The sequence below is a fragment of the Bradyrhizobium sp. LA2.1 genome (genome assembly GCF_040547725.1).
Taxonomy (GTDB): Bacteria; Pseudomonadota; Alphaproteobacteria; order Rhizobiales; family Xanthobacteraceae; genus Bradyrhizobium; species Bradyrhizobium barranii.
The window spans coordinates 1-16,433 of record NZ_JBEPQI010000016.1 but is presented as its reverse complement, the minus strand read 5'-3'; the positions used below and the strand labels follow the sequence as shown (position 1 = coordinate 16,433).

At 60.9% G+C, this 16,433-nt stretch carries 11 protein-coding genes and 1 pseudogene; 10 read left to right on the top strand and 2 right to left on the bottom strand.

The genetic code is table 11. The features are described from left to right. Positions 1-222 precede the first annotated feature (222 nt). Together ABIB95_RS27950 and ABIB95_RS27945 are read left to right on the top strand one after the other, a co-directional pair. Positions 223-837 (top strand): tetratricopeptide repeat protein, encoded by a 615-nt coding sequence (locus ABIB95_RS27950; RefSeq protein ID WP_354244012.1) that lies wholly within the window; start codon positions 223-225, stop codon positions 835-837. Positions 838-1,432: 595 nt separating this feature from the next. Next, positions 1,433-4,648 carry an ATP-binding protein gene (locus ABIB95_RS27945; RefSeq protein ID WP_354244009.1) on the top strand — a complete coding sequence of 1,072 codons (3,216 nt, stop codon included), beginning with the start codon at positions 1,433-1,435 and terminating at the stop codon, positions 4,646-4,648. 411 nt (positions 4,649-5,059) lie between these two features. On the opposite strand, the gene ABIB95_RS27940 is transcribed toward ABIB95_RS27945, so the two are convergent. Both ABIB95_RS27940 and ABIB95_RS27935 read right to left on the bottom strand, forming a co-directional pair. Beyond that, a complete protein-coding gene (locus tag ABIB95_RS27940) occupies positions 5,060-5,260 on the bottom strand; it encodes a DUF6494 family protein (protein WP_354244006.1) in 201 nt (66 codons plus the stop codon). A gap of 748 nt (positions 5,261-6,008) precedes the next feature. Next, positions 6,009-7,331 (bottom strand): epoxide hydrolase family protein, encoded by a 1,323-nt coding sequence (locus tag ABIB95_RS27935; RefSeq protein WP_354244003.1) that lies wholly within the window; start codon positions 7,329-7,331, stop codon positions 6,009-6,011. Positions 7,332-7,997: 666 nt separating this feature from the next. On the opposite strand from ABIB95_RS27935, the pseudogene ABIB95_RS27930 reads away from it, so the two are divergent. The 8 genes and pseudogenes from ABIB95_RS27930 to ABIB95_RS27890 all read left to right on the top strand — a co-directional run. Then, a pseudogene (locus tag ABIB95_RS27930) lies at positions 7,998-8,221 on the top strand (cupin domain-containing protein); the annotation flags it as partial. A gap of 696 nt (positions 8,222-8,917) precedes the next feature. After that, the gene (locus tag ABIB95_RS27920) at positions 8,918-9,637 is read left to right on the top strand and encodes a hypothetical protein (protein WP_354244000.1); all 720 of its coding nucleotides are present in this window, start codon (positions 8,918-8,920) and stop codon (positions 9,635-9,637) included. Positions 9,638-10,262: 625 nt separating this feature from the next. Next, on the top strand, positions 10,263-11,015 hold the full coding sequence (locus tag ABIB95_RS27915) for an SDR family oxidoreductase (RefSeq protein ID WP_208084732.1): 753 nt from the start codon (positions 10,263-10,265) through the stop codon (positions 11,013-11,015). Between the two features lie 66 nt (positions 11,016-11,081). Then, positions 11,082-11,471 carry a cupin domain-containing protein gene (locus ABIB95_RS27910; RefSeq protein WP_208084733.1) on the top strand — a complete coding sequence of 130 codons (390 nt, stop codon included), beginning with the start codon at positions 11,082-11,084 and terminating at the stop codon, positions 11,469-11,471. A gap of 53 nt (positions 11,472-11,524) precedes the next feature. Then, positions 11,525-12,499 (top strand): MBL fold metallo-hydrolase, encoded by a 975-nt coding sequence (locus tag ABIB95_RS27905; protein WP_208084734.1) that lies wholly within the window; start codon positions 11,525-11,527, stop codon positions 12,497-12,499. 81 nt (positions 12,500-12,580) lie between these two features. Further along, positions 12,581-13,246 carry a nitroreductase gene (locus ABIB95_RS27900; RefSeq protein ID WP_208084735.1) on the top strand — a complete coding sequence of 222 codons (666 nt, stop codon included), beginning with the start codon at positions 12,581-12,583 and terminating at the stop codon, positions 13,244-13,246. A 1,021-nt stretch (positions 13,247-14,267) separates the two neighbouring features. Beyond that, entirely contained in the window at positions 14,268-14,432 is a 165-nt protein-coding gene (locus ABIB95_RS27895; RefSeq protein ID WP_208084736.1) for a hypothetical protein, read from the top strand. 412 nt (positions 14,433-14,844) lie between these two features. Then, positions 14,845-15,402, top strand: a complete 558-nt coding sequence (locus ABIB95_RS27890) for a cytochrome P460 family protein (protein ID WP_208084737.1) — start codon at positions 14,845-14,847, stop codon at positions 15,400-15,402. Positions 15,403-16,433 lie beyond the last annotated feature (1,031 nt).

Genomic DNA, 16,433 nt, shown 5'->3' with positions numbered 1-16,433 from the left:
TTAAGCCATATGTCCGCTTATCGCGCGAGAAGAGACAGCGGACTCCTGCTCCGGCACCATCAGCTTTTGACCTGCTGCGACATTGACCGGCTCATAAGACAACATTGCTGTCACACCAAATCTCGTTCTTCTGAATATTATTCCAGAAATGTTTGAGATAAGCCGGAGTTAACATGTTCGGCTGGAGTGGGAGCTCGAAGGCGTAGCTTGTAGGAGGCTTCTATGACCAACTTGATGATCAGGATTGCGACGCTGGCAACGTGTTCGATTGCGCTGATCGTTGCGTTCTCGGTCACTTCGGCTGTTGCGGCCCCGGGCACTGGGCCAGGTGGCAGTGACGCAGACTATAGCGGGATGGGGCAACGCTCCGCTTATCCCCCTTCGTCATACCCGAAGCGGTCGGGCGCCAAGGCCACTCACGCGCCCAAGGCCAAAAAAGCCAAGCAGTCCCTGTTCGACGCCCCCGCCTTTGCTCATGGGTATCGCGCAGCTTATTCGGCGATCTACGACCGCACTGACTATGCCTCTGCGATTGAGCAATTGAAAACGCTCGGCCACGACGACAATCCAAACGTCGCCAACCTCATCGGCTACTCCTACCGCAAGCTCGGTGACTACGAGCAGTCGCAGGTCTGGTACGAGCGCGCGCTCAAGGCCGATCCGAACCACGTGCTGACGTGGCAGTATTATGGACTGTGGCAGCTCGAGCGGGGCAACCGCGAGCAAGCGCTCTATCATCTCGGCCGGATTGCATCCATTTGCGGGACTGGCTGCGAGGAGTACCGGTCGTTGGCCGCCGCGCTAGAGAAGCCGCCCGGCACTAGCCTGGTTTATTAGGACAGCAGCGGTCAGAGCTCGGCGCTAACGCGACAGGTGAGGCCATGTCTGTTCGTGGCCCTTAGCCGCACAAGACCGAGCCTATTGCGATGTCGACTATCGGCGGCGGACCGGACGCGGGGCCGCGCTTGCCTCGACCGCCGCTTGTGACCCGAAGCCGAGATCGGCGAGCACAAAGTAGTGCGCTATTTGGTCGGTCCTCCCGGTGGTCGAATGAGGACATCAGATGGTGGACGTCTGCGTTTTGGGCCCATCGAAAAGCTTTCTTCAGGAATCGCTTGTGGGGGATCCGCACCCGCGCACGCAACAAGGCGGCGATGACGTCGTGTTCGATTTCTCCAAAAGGGTACGGCACGCCGTCACGTCGGATGACGTCGGGGACGCTTCGCGGCCATGGACCCGTCCTAAAGTGCGCCCAGGAAGCACTGCCATTTCAAGAGTTTGACGCAGAATGCGCTGTACGACTGCGAGCACATGGTATTCAATCCCTGGAACTGTCTGCCTGGGCACGGGCCGCTCGGCAGCGTCAACTGGATGCGGCTCGCCGTCTATCTTGCCTCGCGGCGGGTACGGCGGAAAGTGAACTTGGTGGGTCATGAGCAGCGAGCCGAAGCCCGATCGTTTGGGCGGACTTCAGCGGACACAGGGGCCGCCGAATGTCGAGAATGAGGCTCCGCATGCCGAACGCCGCCAGCTCACCGTGACATTTATCGACATTGTCGGTTCGACACCCCTAAGCGAGCGGATCGATCCCGAGGAGTTCTTCGCGATTATCAGAACTTACCGCGATATCTGCGACGAACAGATTCGCCGCTACGGCGGTCATATCGCCAGAATGATTGGTGACGGGTTGCTCGCATTTTTTGGCGTCCCGCAAGCCCATGAAAATGATCCTGAGCGCGCGGTCCGCGCCTCTCTGGCGATTGCCGCGGCGATCAAGGAACACAAGTTTCTGCTGTCGGACGGCAACTTCGTTCGCCTCGGCGTGCGCATCGGGGTCAACACCGGGGTCGTCGTCGTCGGCAGCGTGCCCGGCGAGCCCCCCGATCGACGGGAAGTGTTCGGCAGTACGGCGCATGTCGCTGCCCGCCTGCAAGGACTCGCGAGTGAGAACGGTATCGTAGTCGGCTCGAGCACTTACGATCTGACCCGCAGAACCTTCAGCTATGCGCCGCTTGGCCGACAAGCTCTCAAGGGCGTAGAGGAGCCGGTCGAGGCTTGGCGTGCAGAGGCGCTTGGGTCAAACGAAAGCAGGTTCGACCGCGCGCGGAGGTCGCCTCTTGCCCCGATGATAAACCGAACCAGCGAAAGTGCGTTACTTGCCGAGATGTGGCAGCAGACTCTCGCCGGCTCGGGACAAGTTGGCGTCATCTCCGGCGAGCCCGGCATCGGCAAGTCACGTTTGATCCGCCAGTTCCGCAGTTCGCTCGGTGCGTCTCCGCGTGATGTTCTGTCGCTGCAATGTTCACCGTTCCACATCAACACGCCGCTTGCCCCGGAAATCGAGCGCCTCATACGCGCGACTGGCATCCACGAGACCGACAACGCGGAACTCGCGCTGGCAAAACTGCAAGCGCTGTTGGCGAGCGCCGTCACCGACCTCAAGCAGGCGCTTCGTTACTACGGGGCGGTGCTATCGATTCCCGCATGCGCGGGATACGAGCCCGCGGATTTCGGATCTCCCCTGGAGCGCGAGCGCGCGTTTCAGGTGTTCGTCGACGCTCTTGTCGCCGCCTCGCGCAAGCAGCCGATCCTCGGGATCGTCGAGGACGTCCAGTGGATGGACCCGACCACCATCGAACTGCTGGTACGCGTGATGGCTCGCTGTCCTGGCGAGCGGATCATGGTCCTGATCACGCATCGCGATGATTACAAGGCCGACTGGTTGCCAAGCACGGCAATTAGACGGATCCCCCTCCGGAAGCTTGCAGCGCATGAATGCGAGCAGATGGTCGCAGCCGTCGCGGGCAGCGATTTCGTGCCGCGCCAGATTACCAGCCAGATCGTGGAAAGGACCGACGGCGTGCCACTCTTTGTCGAGGAGTTCACGCGGGCCGTCGTCGATGCCGGTGCGGTCCCGCCGGCCGCCGAAAGCCCTGTGCCGAAGTTGCCGGAACCCCTGGTGCCGTCAAGTATTCACGATTCCCTGATGGAGCGCCTTGATCGTCTCGGTCCTGCCAAGCGCGTCGCCCAGATCGCCTCCGTTTTCGGAAGGCGTTTCGACTATGAAGGCATTTTCAACGTGTTTCCGGATAAGAGCCAAACGCTGCCACAGGCGTTGCGAGCTCTCGAGAGAGCGGGGATCGTGTATCGCAGCAAGGAACCTCAAGGCGAGGCCTTCACGTTCAAACATGCGATGATACAGGAAGTCGCCTACTCCTCGTTGCTCATGGAGGAAAGGCGTGAACTCCATGCGCGCGTGGCATCGTGGCTGCTCCAGGAAGCCTCCATTGAAGAAAGCGGCCAGCCGGCGGTATTAGGCTATCATTATGCGCGCGCAGGCAACATTCCGGAGGCGATCGAGGCCTGGCTCCAGGCTGGAAAATCCGCGCTGCGCAGATCTGCCACCAAGGAAGCCGTGGCTCACCTTCGCGAAGGCCTCTCGCTGATATCCAAGATGCCGGCGTCGCCACGGCGCTTCGAGGCTGAAATCGGACTGCAATCCAATCTGGCGATGGCGTACACGGCCAACGCCGGATGGTCCGACCCGAACGTCTATGGCCCCTACAGTCGTGCACTCGAGCTTTGCGCGAGCCATGGCACCATTCGCGAGAAGGCGACGGTGCTGTGGGGAAGTACCATAGCCAAGCTGGTCAACTGCGAGCTCACCAAGGGCCTCGAACACGCGGAAAATTTCGTCCGGCGGGCAGAAGAGTGGCGCAACGACGAGGCCGCCCTCATGGCCTACACCGCCGCCGTGATCGCCAATTTCTTCCTCGGTCGTTTGCAGCAGGCGAGTGAGCTCGCGGCTCTGGTCAGCGCTCGCTACAATCCGCGCGAGCACGGCAAGCTGGTCCAGATCTATCAGCATGATCCATTAATTGTATCGCTCGTCTATTCCGGACACATTGAATGGCTGTTGGGCCGGCCCGGCCGGGCCAGAGAGTGCTGCGTGACGGCGCGGCAGCTTGCGAACGAGATCGGACATCCGTTCATGGTGGCTTTTGCCTCCATTCTCGGCGTCGCCGATCACTGGTATGAGGGTGACCTTGCGGAGAACCTTGCCAGCGTGAAGCGTGGTCTGAAGGTCGCTGACGAGTATGGCTATCCGATGTACCGGGTCATCGGTCCATTGTGGGCAACCGCAGCCTTGGCGGCACGAGGCCCCGCGCCGGACGCGCTCGAGAAGCTATGCGGCCTGCTCGATAAGCTGCCCGCCGAGAACCGGTGCATCCAGATGCCGCTCTATCGAATTCTGCTTGCCACGGAATTCGGACGGATCGGGCAGATGGGCAGGGCTCGAAACTTCGCTGCCTCGGCTGAGGCCCTGGTGAAGCAAACCGGCGAGCGCTGGGCAGCTCCCGAGATCTACCGGATCCACGGCTCGCTGCTGTGTCGCGATCCATCGCGGGACGACCGGGCCGCCATGCGCTTGTTCAAGCGCTCGCTTGCCACTGCCAGGAAGTTCGGGGCGGTCGGTTGGGAATTGCGCACGGCGATCAGCATCGCGCGCCTGGTCAGCGCAGGCGAGAGCGCATCCGGACGCACTGAGGCACGAGACCTGCTAATATCGACCCGGGCGAAATTCGCATCCGCGGAAACTTCCCGCGATCTGCGCGAGGCTGATGATCTGGTGAGAGTGTTGAACTAGTATTGGCGCCTGAGATCGGACCGTTGGAGCCGGTGATGCGCAGAGCCTGGAGGCCAAGATTCAGCCCAATCGCAGGACATAGCCTCGAACTTGGCGCCGACGCACAAAGTTAGCCGAATGAAGCGCCGCGCAATTCGAATCGAATTGCAAGGTTCGACTACCGATGGTACTCGCGCGCGCTGACAAAGTGATCGGCTGAGTGCGTATCTTGTTGCGCTGCATGAGTCCGGATGTGACCCTTCGCGGACCTGAACCGCGGATCCGGTGATGTCCGCTCACAGTGGCGGAGCAGACCATCTACCATGGACCCGCCGACTTCCGAGCTTGACCCGAAGGCGACGTTCGGCCGGCGACCGCAATGGTAGCCTTCGTGAGGATCAGGGCCATGGCTTCCCACAGCCGGGACAATCGTCAGAGCGCGACTGTTTCCTCGACCACATGGTTCAGCGGCGTCCCCTCCGCGGACAAGGTCACTCGCAGTTTGAGCTTGCTACTCTTCACCTCTCCGCTACGCACTAGGTTCTCAATTTCACGCTGCGATGTAACTCCGACATGCTTCAGAAATTTACGGATAGCCATATTGAAGCGGTCTTCATCGAACTCGGCGGTCATGGCTGTTCTCCCTGATCGGGCAGGCAAAGTCTAGCACGAGGCGAGCAATGACGAAACATCGAGGCCTCGCTCGCGTCGCCACCGACTTCCTCCTCAACCTGATTGCCTGCAACCTCGGCCCGAAGCTGAAGACTACACCTGGAAGCGAAATCTCACTTAGTGGAGTGCTTCCGCTTCTGGCCCTTCGCGGACCTGAACCGCGGATCCGGTGATGTCCGCTCACAGTGGCAGAGCAGACCATCTACCATGGACCCGCCGACTTCGGAGCTTGACCCGAAGCTGACGACGGGCAGTGCACCGGCTGAGGGCAGCTTTTGGGTAGTGGGTCGGTTTGATTATGGCAGCCGGACGGGCTGGAAACGGGGCGACTCCAAGCGCATATTGATAGGACATGACGCGGAGCAACCCCGTGGCCTTGATCAGATGGGTGTTAGGCGCAGCCTTGGTTGGAATTACATTCGGTGGCTACCCCGCTAAATGGTGGTCCGCCTCCATTGCCGTCGCGCTCTGTGTCGCGGCTGCCTTTGCCCTTCACTTCGTCGCGCCCTAGTCCCCGCAACAAACTTGTTTCAGTTGACTTGAGCCGGACGCCCGCTGTTAGAATTTGCAAGCATGCATTCCTGCCGCCTAGCCTGGCGAACTTCCTGTGCAAGACGCTGCCGAAGGTCGCCACGGAGATGGCGCGGTGTGCGCTGACCTGCAATCTGACGCGCGTGTTCAACATCGTTGGCGTCGAGCCTCTTGTCCGCTATTTGCGCAATGATCTGAAGGCTGCGCGTACCTCATCTGAAAACAGCATCGGCTCCTCCCAGGCGGCGAAATGTCCGCCACGTTCGACCTCGCTGAAGTAGGCGAGGCCGGGGTACATAATCTCGACCCAACTTCGGGGCGCAGCAAAGATTTCGCCGGGGAACGTCGTAAATCCCACCGGAACCGCGACCGCCGGAGGAGACTTGCCGGCCGCACGGGCTGCGGCCCGTCCAGCCTCCCAGTACCACCGTGCGGCCGAGGCCCCAGCGCCCATCAGCCAGTACAGCGTGATGTTGTCGAGGATGCTGTCCCGGGTGAGACTGCCCGCGGGCTTACCCTCCACGAACGCGCGGGAAATCTTGTAGTAACTGTCCGTGTCATGGTCGAGCATCCAGCTCGCGAGCCCGAGGGGTGAATCCAGCAGGGAGTAGCCGATTGTCTGTGGCCGCGTCGACTGCTCCAGGAAGTAGCCAAAGCCACTCGCCCTAAACGTCGCGGCCGCCTTCTGCGCCGCGCGTTCCTTCTCGGATTCTGCGGGCAGCTTGTCGGACATTGCCGCCACACCCGCGAGCAAGTTGACGTGGATGCCGAGAAGTCCCTTGGGTGCCTGGCGCCCCATCGCATCCGTTACTGCCGCTCCTACGTCGCCACCCTGGGCGACGTAGCGCGTGTAGCCGAGGCGATCCATTAGCCCCGCCCACGCACGCGCGATGCGCGCGGCGTCCCATCCGAGTTCGGTGGGCTCACCCGAGAAGCCGTAGCCTGGCAAGGACGGCAGCACCAGGTGGAATGCATCGTCGGGAGTGCCACCATACTTGGTCGGGTCAGTCAGGGGACCGACGGTATCGAGGAGTTCGATGACCGAGCCAGGCCAGCCGTGCGTCATGATCAGCGGCAGCGCGTTCTCATGCCGGGACTTGACGTGGATGAAATGGATCTTCACCCCGTCGATCACGGTCGTGAACTGTGGCAACGCGTTCAGCCGTGCCTCGCACTTGCGCCAGTCGTACTCAGTCGACCAGTAGCGGGCGAGCGCCCGCAGCGTCGCCAGTTGCACACCCTGCGACCGATCCTCAACGAGCTCTTTGGTGGGCCAGCGCGTGGACGCGAGGCGCCGGCGGAGATTAGCGAGGTCTTCACCCCGGACATTGACGCGGAAGGGAAGAATTGCGTCGGCTTTGGTCGTACCAAACGGGGACCCTCCTTGCTTCGATTGCGCGCGTGCGGCGACGAAATGTATTGGAAGCAAGCTGACGGCACCAGTTGCGACTGACCCTGCGAGGAGGCTGCGCCGGGTGGGTGAAGAGGAGATTGCAGTCATGTTCGGCCTCCTTGTTTGCAAGCCCGCTCCTAGACTAGTGAACTGCGATGCGTCGCTCTGACCCACAAAAGGTTGGCCGAGACATAGGCCCGGTAGGCTCGCACATACTCGCGGAACTCTCGAACCCACTCACGCACAGGGCTCTAACGCCTGATGTTTGCCGCTCGCATTGACGATTTTACTCCACTTGCGAACGGCACGCCGCCAAATTCAGCGATCCTTGCTCGGCGCAGCTTGTTGAACCAGGGCCCCAGCGCTCGGCCATCGAAGTGATCCGCGATTAGCGCGCGACCTCCCTGTGATGCCCCAGGTTCGTCAGGGATGGTAGTCGGCGAAAGTGAACTCATGGTCGGTATTGGCCCAAATGCGAAGTGATAAACTCCTCACTGAGGTCCGCTTAGTGGGGCGGAGCGGACTGGATTTGCTCACTCTGAGTTCTTCGCTTTTTGACCCGATTCGGACATTGGTCGTGCAGCAAATGCCGCACCCGCTCCCCCTTCCGGAATGCTAGTATTTGCCAACACGATGCTTTCCAACGTGGCGCTGACATGAGGCGGGGCGAGTTCAGGTGCGTGGCGTGGCGGCGGCGTGGCCGCAAGAGAAGCAAAGGAGAACGAGTACAATGAATATCAGATTCCTTGCGCTGCTGTCGCCATAGCGACCGCAATGCCTGCTGCTGCTGAAGACGGCGAAACTGTCACGCCGTACTTCAATCTGGCGATATCCAATATTCCCGGCAAATCACTGTTCGCCCAATTCGTTGACCAGTGCCGGGGGGAGCGTCGGCTTCGCACGCCCATGCAAAATCGGCTTTCGTCTTCGCGTACGTTCTATCTGGAGAAATCGACTCACAGGTGAATGAGTTCTTCTACGGCCCCGGCACCTGGTACACGCGCGAGGGCGATATTGGTGATCAGGTGCGGCAACAGCAGGTTCCGATTATCGGTGAGGGCCAGGGCGTCTACAGCTTCGTGCATATTGACGATGCGGCTGGGGCGACCGCTGCCGCGCTGGACTGTCCGCCGGGAGCGTACAACATCGTCGACGGAAACCCGTCGCCTCAGCACTTGTGGTTGACGGCGTTCGCGCGTGCTGCAGGAGCACCTGCGCCACCTCGCGTCAGCGAAGAAGAGGCGCTTCGGGCGTCAGGCCGCGACGCAGTCTATTACGCGACGAGGCTTAGGGGCGCTTCGAACGAGAAAGCCAGGCGCGAGCTTGACTTCCGTCCGCGCCCGCTCGAGTGGATTCTAGATCAAAGATCGGACTGAATAAGTGCGCTGCGCGTCTGACATACAAAAGGTTGGCGTAATGGCCGCCCCCGCACATTGCCGTCTGTCCGCACCGGGGGAGGTACGCGCTGAATTTTCGGCGCAAGCTACGATGCCGCGATTGCGGTCGGCTCGCGCGAGGGCGGTCGAAACAGCGATGCATTTGCTGCGGTGTAGAGTCAGGCGGCGAGACTCCTTGGGCGAAACGGGGACGTCGAGGATCGTGCCCTGCGATCAGCAATGCGATCTTTGCGGCGACGGGCAAGCGGCTGCGCAAGATGCCGGTCGATCCGGCCATCCTGAAGACATGAGGTATCCATGAGCACGTTGCTTGGCCAAGTCCTCGAAGCGCACGGCGGTCTGGAACGCTGGCGGCGACACAGCAAGGTTGAGGCCACCATCGTCACCGGTGGTGGCCTCTTCCCGCTGAAAGGCCTGATGCAGGATCGCAATCCGCGGCGCATGACTGTGTGGCTGCACGAGGAGCGCTCTTCCATCACGCCTTTCGGAGCTTCCGATCAGCGCACGATGTTCACGCCGGACCGGATCGCCATCGAAAAGCTTGACGGTGCGTTGGTCGCCGAGCGCTACGCGCCCCGGGATTCCTTTGCCGGACACCAGATGCACACGCCCTGGGATCCCCTGCACCGCGCCTACTTCAACGGCGAAGCCGTGTGGACCTATCTCACGACGCCATTCCTGCTGGCGATGGACGGGGTCCGTGTCGAAGAGACCGATGCCTGGCGGGACGGGGCAGAGCCATGGCGCGTGCTGCGCGCCTACTTCCCCGGCTGGATGGAAACCCACTGCATGGTCCAGGACTTCTTTTTCGGCGAGGACATGATGCTGCGCCGTCACGATTACAGTGTGAACATCGCGGGAGGTCTTCCGGCCGCCCAACTCACATTTGGCTATATCGAAGCGGATGGCATTCGTCTGCCGAGCATACGGCGCGCCTACGCGCGCGGTCCTGATCGCAGGCCCATCACGGACATGCTGCTGGTCTCGATCGATTTCAGCGAGGTCGCCTTCCGGTAATCATCCGCCGCTCTGGCGGGCCCCGGCGACACAACAACCGAGACATTTTCGTAATCGCGAAACTTGAGGCTGACGAGATAGGCATCCTCGGAAGGAAACGAGCCGGAAAGACCCGGCAGGGGGTTGTCATCTCGAGTTTCGGTAACCGCGAGTTCGGCGCTGCGCAGGGAGCGCGTGATCAGCGAGGGCGCGTGTCCTTCAGATGCAACGTCTGCCCGAGCTTCTGTCCGTACATACTTACTAATGTCATTGGGCCGGCCCATCCGTCGGGTTGGATCGGACAAATCACTCGTCTCGCCGCGAGGTCGCCGCCCATTATCCGGGATCGGCGAGCGGCGGTCTAGACTCGGAAGGGGATGCGCGGCTGTTGGTGAGAGCCCTGTGGTAGGATGATTTTCAGAGTGATTTCAACGCCCGGATGCGAATGTGCCAGTGCATCGTTCAGCGAGCCTGACCAAAAAATCCGGCACAGAATAAAATATTGCATTCGGAAGCTTGCAGCAGGATCAGGCAAAGCACAGCTGCTTCGGGAAAGAACCCGTAATTCTGGGCACCTAGAATGCGGACCGAAAACTCGCGGCACTCTCACTTTCCGCCTTCCAGTCGTTAACAAGGGAGGGTGATCATGAAGATCGTCGTCATCGGCGGCACCGGCCTGATCGGCTCGAAGACCGTCGCGATTCTGCGTCAGGGTGGCCACGAAGTCCTCGCCGCCTCGCCCAACAGCGGTATCAACACCATCACCGGCGAGGGTCTCAAGGAGTCAACGGCCGGCGCGGAGGTGGTGGTCGACCTCGCCAATTCGCCCTCATTTGAAGACAAGGCGGTGCTGGAATTCTTCGAGACGTCTGGCCGTAACCTTCTCGCGGCGGAGGCGGCAGCGAACGTCCGGCACCATGTCGCACTATCAATCGTCGCAATCGACCGGACAGACAATGGCTATTTCCGCGCCAAGGTCGCCCAGGAGAAATTGATCAAGTCCTCCGGTATCCCATACACCATCGTCCGTTCGACCCAGTTCCTGGAATTCCTTCGCGGCATTGCCGATCTAAGCGCAGTTGGAAACAGAGTCAGGCTCCCGCCGGTCCTGTTCCAACCCATCGCGGCGGACGACGTTGCTGCCAACGTCGCCGAAGTGGCGCTCGCGGCGCCGCGAAATGGCATCGTCGAGATCGCCGGCCCGGAACGAGCACCGTTCAACGAAATCGTCGCCCGCTATCTGAAGGCGATCGGCGACCCGCGCGAGGTCGTGAGCGACCCCGAGGCGCGGTATGGCGGCGGTCGGGTCGAGGAGAAATCGCTGGTGCCACTCGGCGAGGCGCGCCTCGGGCGCATCGGTCTGGACGAATGGCTTCGCCGCTCGCAAGCAAAAGCCTGATCCCACATCGGAGGCAAGCCCAGTCTGTCGCGAGCGGATCCCCGGCAACGAAGAAAAGAGGCGACCATGACGATCAAACTCGTTGCGTTGGTTCTTCTGTGCCTCATGATCGGCACGGCCGTGGCTCAGGAGCCCAAGGTCACGTCACTCATGTCTAAGGATCTTCCGGAGAATCCTGGAAGGGAAGCTCTGATGATCATTGTCGAGCATGCGCCCGGCGGGTCGAGCACTATCCACCGACACAATGCACATGCGTTTGTATACGTGCTGGAGGGCTCCGTCGTGATGCAGCTGAAGGGTGGACAACCGGTGACACTGACACCGGGACAGTCCTTCTATGAAGGCCCTGCTGATGTTCATGTCGTCGACCGGAACGCGAGCAGCACCCAGCCGGCGAAATTCCTGGTGCTCATGATCAAGGACAAAGGTGCCCCGGCGGTCGTGCCCGCGCAGTGATTGTTACGGCAACGCAAGTCCACGAAAGGTAAGGCGAACAACAGGAGACAAATATGAGCCTGGACACAAACACGAGCTTGGGCAACACCCCACATCCCTCGGTCAAATCCTGCGCCGACAAGGTAAGCGAGAAGTACATCCACGGTCGACCGGAGCCCGAGTTGGTTCCGTCGCGCTACGCGCTGAAGGTCGGTAACATTGACGTGCTGGTGGTCAGCGATGGGGTGCTATCGCTGCCAGGCGCGATGTTGGGCCACAACGTTGATCCGGCCGTCCGGGCGGCCTGGCTGGAGGACATGTTTCTGCCGGTGGATGTGCTCGAGTGGGCGCTGAACGTGGTCGTGGTGCGTAGCGGCGACCGGACCATACTCGTCGACGCGGGGATGGGAGCGGAGTTTCCGGACTTGCCACGGGCCGGGCACACGGTCCAACGATTGGAGGCCGCCGGCATCGATCTCGCATCCGTGACCGACGTGGTGCTCACCCACCTGCACATGGACCACGTTGGCGGGTTGCTCATCGACGGAGTGAGGGAGCGGCTGCGTCCGGAACTGCGGGTCCACGTGGCGGCCGCCGAAACCAAGTTCTGGGAGTCGCCCGATTTCTCCCACGTCTCCATGCCGCCGGGGTTCCCGGACGCGCTTCGGCGGACGGCCAAGCGGTTCTTGAAAGAGTACGAGAGTCAGTTGCGGACGTTCGAGGAACAGCACGAAGTGGTGCCGGGGGTGCTCGTCACACGCACCGGCGGCCACACCCCCGGGCACAGCGTGGTCCGTCTGGCATCCGGCAGCGACCGGCTGACGTTCGCCGGCGACGCCGTGTTCCAGGTCGGGTTCGAGCATCCCGACTGGTACAACGGCTTCGAACACGATCCGGAGGAGGCGGCCCGCGTCCGGGTCCGTCTTTTGCGGGAGCTGGCGGCGAACCGCGAGTCGCTGGTGGCCACTCACCTTTCGTTCCCATCCGTCTGCCATGTGGCAGTCGACGGCGACGTCTTTCGTTGGGTACCGGGCCCCTGGGAGTACTGACCGCTTATTGGGTTAGGGCCGAACCAGACGACCGCATGCGTTTGAACGAAACGGATGCCCAACGGCAGGGAGGCGAACATCATGGATGTATATGAGGCAGTCACAAGCCGACGGGCGGTACGCGGATTCAAAGACGAGCCTGTGTCGAGGGAGGTGCTTGAGCGCGTGCTGTCCGCCGCGGCTTGGTCGCCGTCCGGATCGAACATCCAGCCGTGGAACATCTACGTGTTGACCGGCGCGCCGCTGTCCGAGCTCAAGACGCGCGCCGTCGAGCGCGTGTGCCACGGCGACCCCTGGGACGAGCGGCAGTACGAGATGTACCCGCCCGCGCTGAAGTCCCCGTACGGGGAGCGCCGATCCGCCTTTGGCAAGGAGCGCTACAGCGCGCTCGGCATTGCGCGCGAGGACTGGGAGGCGCGCCAGCGGGCGGCCATCGGCAACTGGAACTGTTTCGGCGCGGCCGCCGCCCTGTTCTGCTACATCGACCGCGACCTGGGCCGGCCCCAATGGGCCGACGTCGGCATGTATCTGCAGACCGTCATGCTGCTGCTCCGCGCCGAAGGGCTGCACAGCTGCCCACAGATGGCGTGGTCGCAAGTTCGCGAGACGGTCGCGGAGGTCCTGTCACCCTCGGACGGGCTCATCCTCTTCTGCGGCATGTCGATCGGGTACGTGGACCCCACGGTGAGTTACGCCCGTACGGGCCGCGCCCCGCTCGACGAGACGGTCACGTTCGTCGGCGGTTAGTTACTTGCGCTCGGAGACGAGAGGTCCCTTCCATGGAGGTGTAGGGGCTCTGCTTCGGATCGATCCGACATCTCAAGCGGCGCGTTATCGGCGGCATGTAGGGCGTCCCAACGTCGTGCTTCTTTTCGGCCGCAACCCTCCAATCAACCATTGTCCGGTCTCATAAGATAGTTCGCCGCATCTGCTCGCGGCAGCAAGTGGCCCATCTCATCCCGTCAGTCAGCGCTGTGGAGCGTCAGGTCTGAAATCAAAGGCAGACCGGAAGTAGCTGACCGATTGAAAAAGCGACGCGATTAACCCTCAACGGACGTTCGGTTCGCATCATTCCTTCCACTGTCCCGGTACGGGGCGGATTGTACCGACTGGATTTGGCGCGAAAACTGTCATTTTTGAAACTTTGCCCGATATTGCAATCCCTCTCAAATGCCCGCGATGTGGTCACCCCCATGTTTGGAAACCGAAGGATGCTTGGGTCAGTCGCCCCAATGAACCGCCATAAGGACAAATCAAAAGACGACATTCTATGGGCGCGATGCCGTCATAAATCCGCAATCTATGGCAATGAACCTTTCCGCGATTCCAGATTTCTGTAATTTGTGGCGTTAGTTCGGGAGCAAGTGATGACGCAGCATAACCAACAAGGAATGACGCCGCGAGACCATCTCTTGGAGGAAGTTCGGAAGGAGCTAATTAAATTCGAGCGGCGAGAAGTGGAGTTCCGCAAGAAGGACCGAGAGGAGCGCGCTGTGGAGTTGCGGCTTCCCTTGGAGGAAATTAAGATTCACTAATTCCAGAGGCCGCCTAGATGGCGGTCTCTGTCGTTTCGAATGTCACCTATTGGCCCAAGGCCAACATGCAGTCATGTCGGCTTCAACGTCGCCTCTGTGAGCAAAGCGGACGTGAGACTTGCAAGGGTTCCTTCACCTTGATCTAGGGATACATCCGAAGGGGCAATAGCCGGAGATCGCTTCGTGCTGAAGAGTGAGACCAGCTGCTGCTGGGGGCCAACCGGAGATGTCCGATGGGTGCGGCAGGCTCGCGCTTTGCGCATATGAAGAGAACTCTCCGCGTCCGGGCGGTCGTTATTGGCGTGCTGGAAGAGCTGCCGTTTATCTGCCCGTTGGCGGTCGCAGTCGGCTCACTGATCATGCTCGGCATCACGCTCTACAAGGATTGGCCGCAGTGAGGCGCGCCTCCCTCCTGCGAACAGGCTTTTCTATCCGCGTCCCGCGTACCCCGTCAGTGCTGCTGTTCGGATGTCTGTCTGCTCGGCCCGCATTGCGCGCTCGATTCGCTCCGCCAAATCCCGCGAGGTCCGCGGCGACAGGAAGTGCAAGTTGTTGGTCTCCTTTCACTCCTCAACGATCTTGAGAAGGCGAGGGGCGTGCGCTCATAACGCCAGCTTCCGAGGGTAAAACACAAATCGCCCGGCATAGTCGGCATCGACTGCTTTTGACCCACAGCGGCCATGCACCGTTGCATCGGACCCATTTCGCAACGCGCAAATCCATGCTCTAATCATGCTCTTCGTGAGCAACGGTCGGCGCAGTCCTTGTCGATCGTCATCTGCCGCTAAACCGTGTGAGGGAGAAGCGACAATGAAAAGAGCCACGCTGATCAGTCTAAGTATTTCGCTGTCGATCGCGGTCTTGGCGGCTGGTGTCGCGATTTCCGCACAGGACAAGTACACTGTGCAGGTACCGAATGGGCTCGCCTTCTCTGAGTTTAGGGGATACGAGGACTGGCCGGTGATCGCGATCAGTGAGAACGGAGGCAAGGTCGCGGTGATCGTGGGGAATGCGGCAATGATCGACGCCTACAAGCAAGGCGTGCCTGACAACGGCAAGCCTTTCCCAGACGGCGCCAAGATGGCGAAAATTCATTGGAACCCGAAGAAGCAAGAAGCCTACCCCGGTCAGCCAACCGTGCCAGGTACTCAGCATGATGTTGATTTCATGGTGAAGGACAGCAAGAGGTTCGCGGACAGCGGCGGATGGGGATGGGGCGCGTTCGAGTATGACGCGGCGTCCGACGCGTTCAGGCCCGCCACCTTAGCGGATAGTCCGCCGCAGGAAAACGACGCAAAGTGCGGGTTCGCATGCCACACGGTGGTGCAGAACCGCGACTACGTTTTCACCGAGTACGGAAAGAGGTGAGTTTCGGGTAGCGCGAGCTCTCCGCTCTCCTGGAAGATAAATTCGAGCCTGCGAAATCCGGCTCCGCATCCCGGACAAATTGCATCGTCCCTTTTTCATTCGCCCGTTCCGCTGCTCTGAGTCTGGACTGAACTAAGCGGAACTAGGAGGGCATATGTCTTAGGCCGGGCCGCAGGGCCGAGGAAGGGAGGAAGTGACGCAACTCCAAAGAGAGGCGCAAGTGCGTTATCGATGTAGGGAGATAATTCAACCGGACGAAGCCCTGCGGAGGGCATACGGCAGCATTGAGTTAGGAGGCCTCGCGGGCCGTGGACTTCAAAGAGACCCCGTCAGCGCTCGAAAGAAAGGCCGCCTGCGTTGCCACAAGCGGCCCAAGTCTAGGGAGGAAACGCCCAAGGAGGGCAGCGATAGCGGGAGCGCTACCGCATGCCCTAGCCAAGACGATTGCGATCAGCGGTTCAACTGAACGTTGGTAAACGTCGGGCATCTAAAGGGGGCACGGACCGATACAAAGGTTTATGGCGCTCGCCCTGGTCGGTTCGCAGCCGCTGCGAGCCATGCGGTTAGGAGCGGCGGTTCGCGAAGTTAAAAGCGCGGGGTGAGAGAGGTCGAACCGACTAGCCACTTCGAAGCACGTCACGGCCCGTTGACTGATCAGCGTCCCACCGAACGAGCTCGTTCGTGGCGAACATTTTTGGAAGCTATCCGGCTTGTATATTCTCCATCTTGTTTGGACACGGAGCGGGAGTGGACCGCCATTCAGGGCATGCGGATCCTCGCGGGCACGGCGACCTGGATCGAACGGCATACCCTGCCTGACAGGCTTAGAACGTGGATGAGCTACCATCGGATGGGCCATTGGCTGGTAGCCAAGACCGTAGGTTCCCACATGCTAGAATGAAAAACAGTTTATATATCAATGGGGATTGACTGACAGTAAGCGCGATTTTCTCCGCACGGTGACGCCCGCGCTTTTGACGGATGGCCTTCGTATCGAGGGCGGCATCTGACCCGTTCAGGCAGCGGCGGTT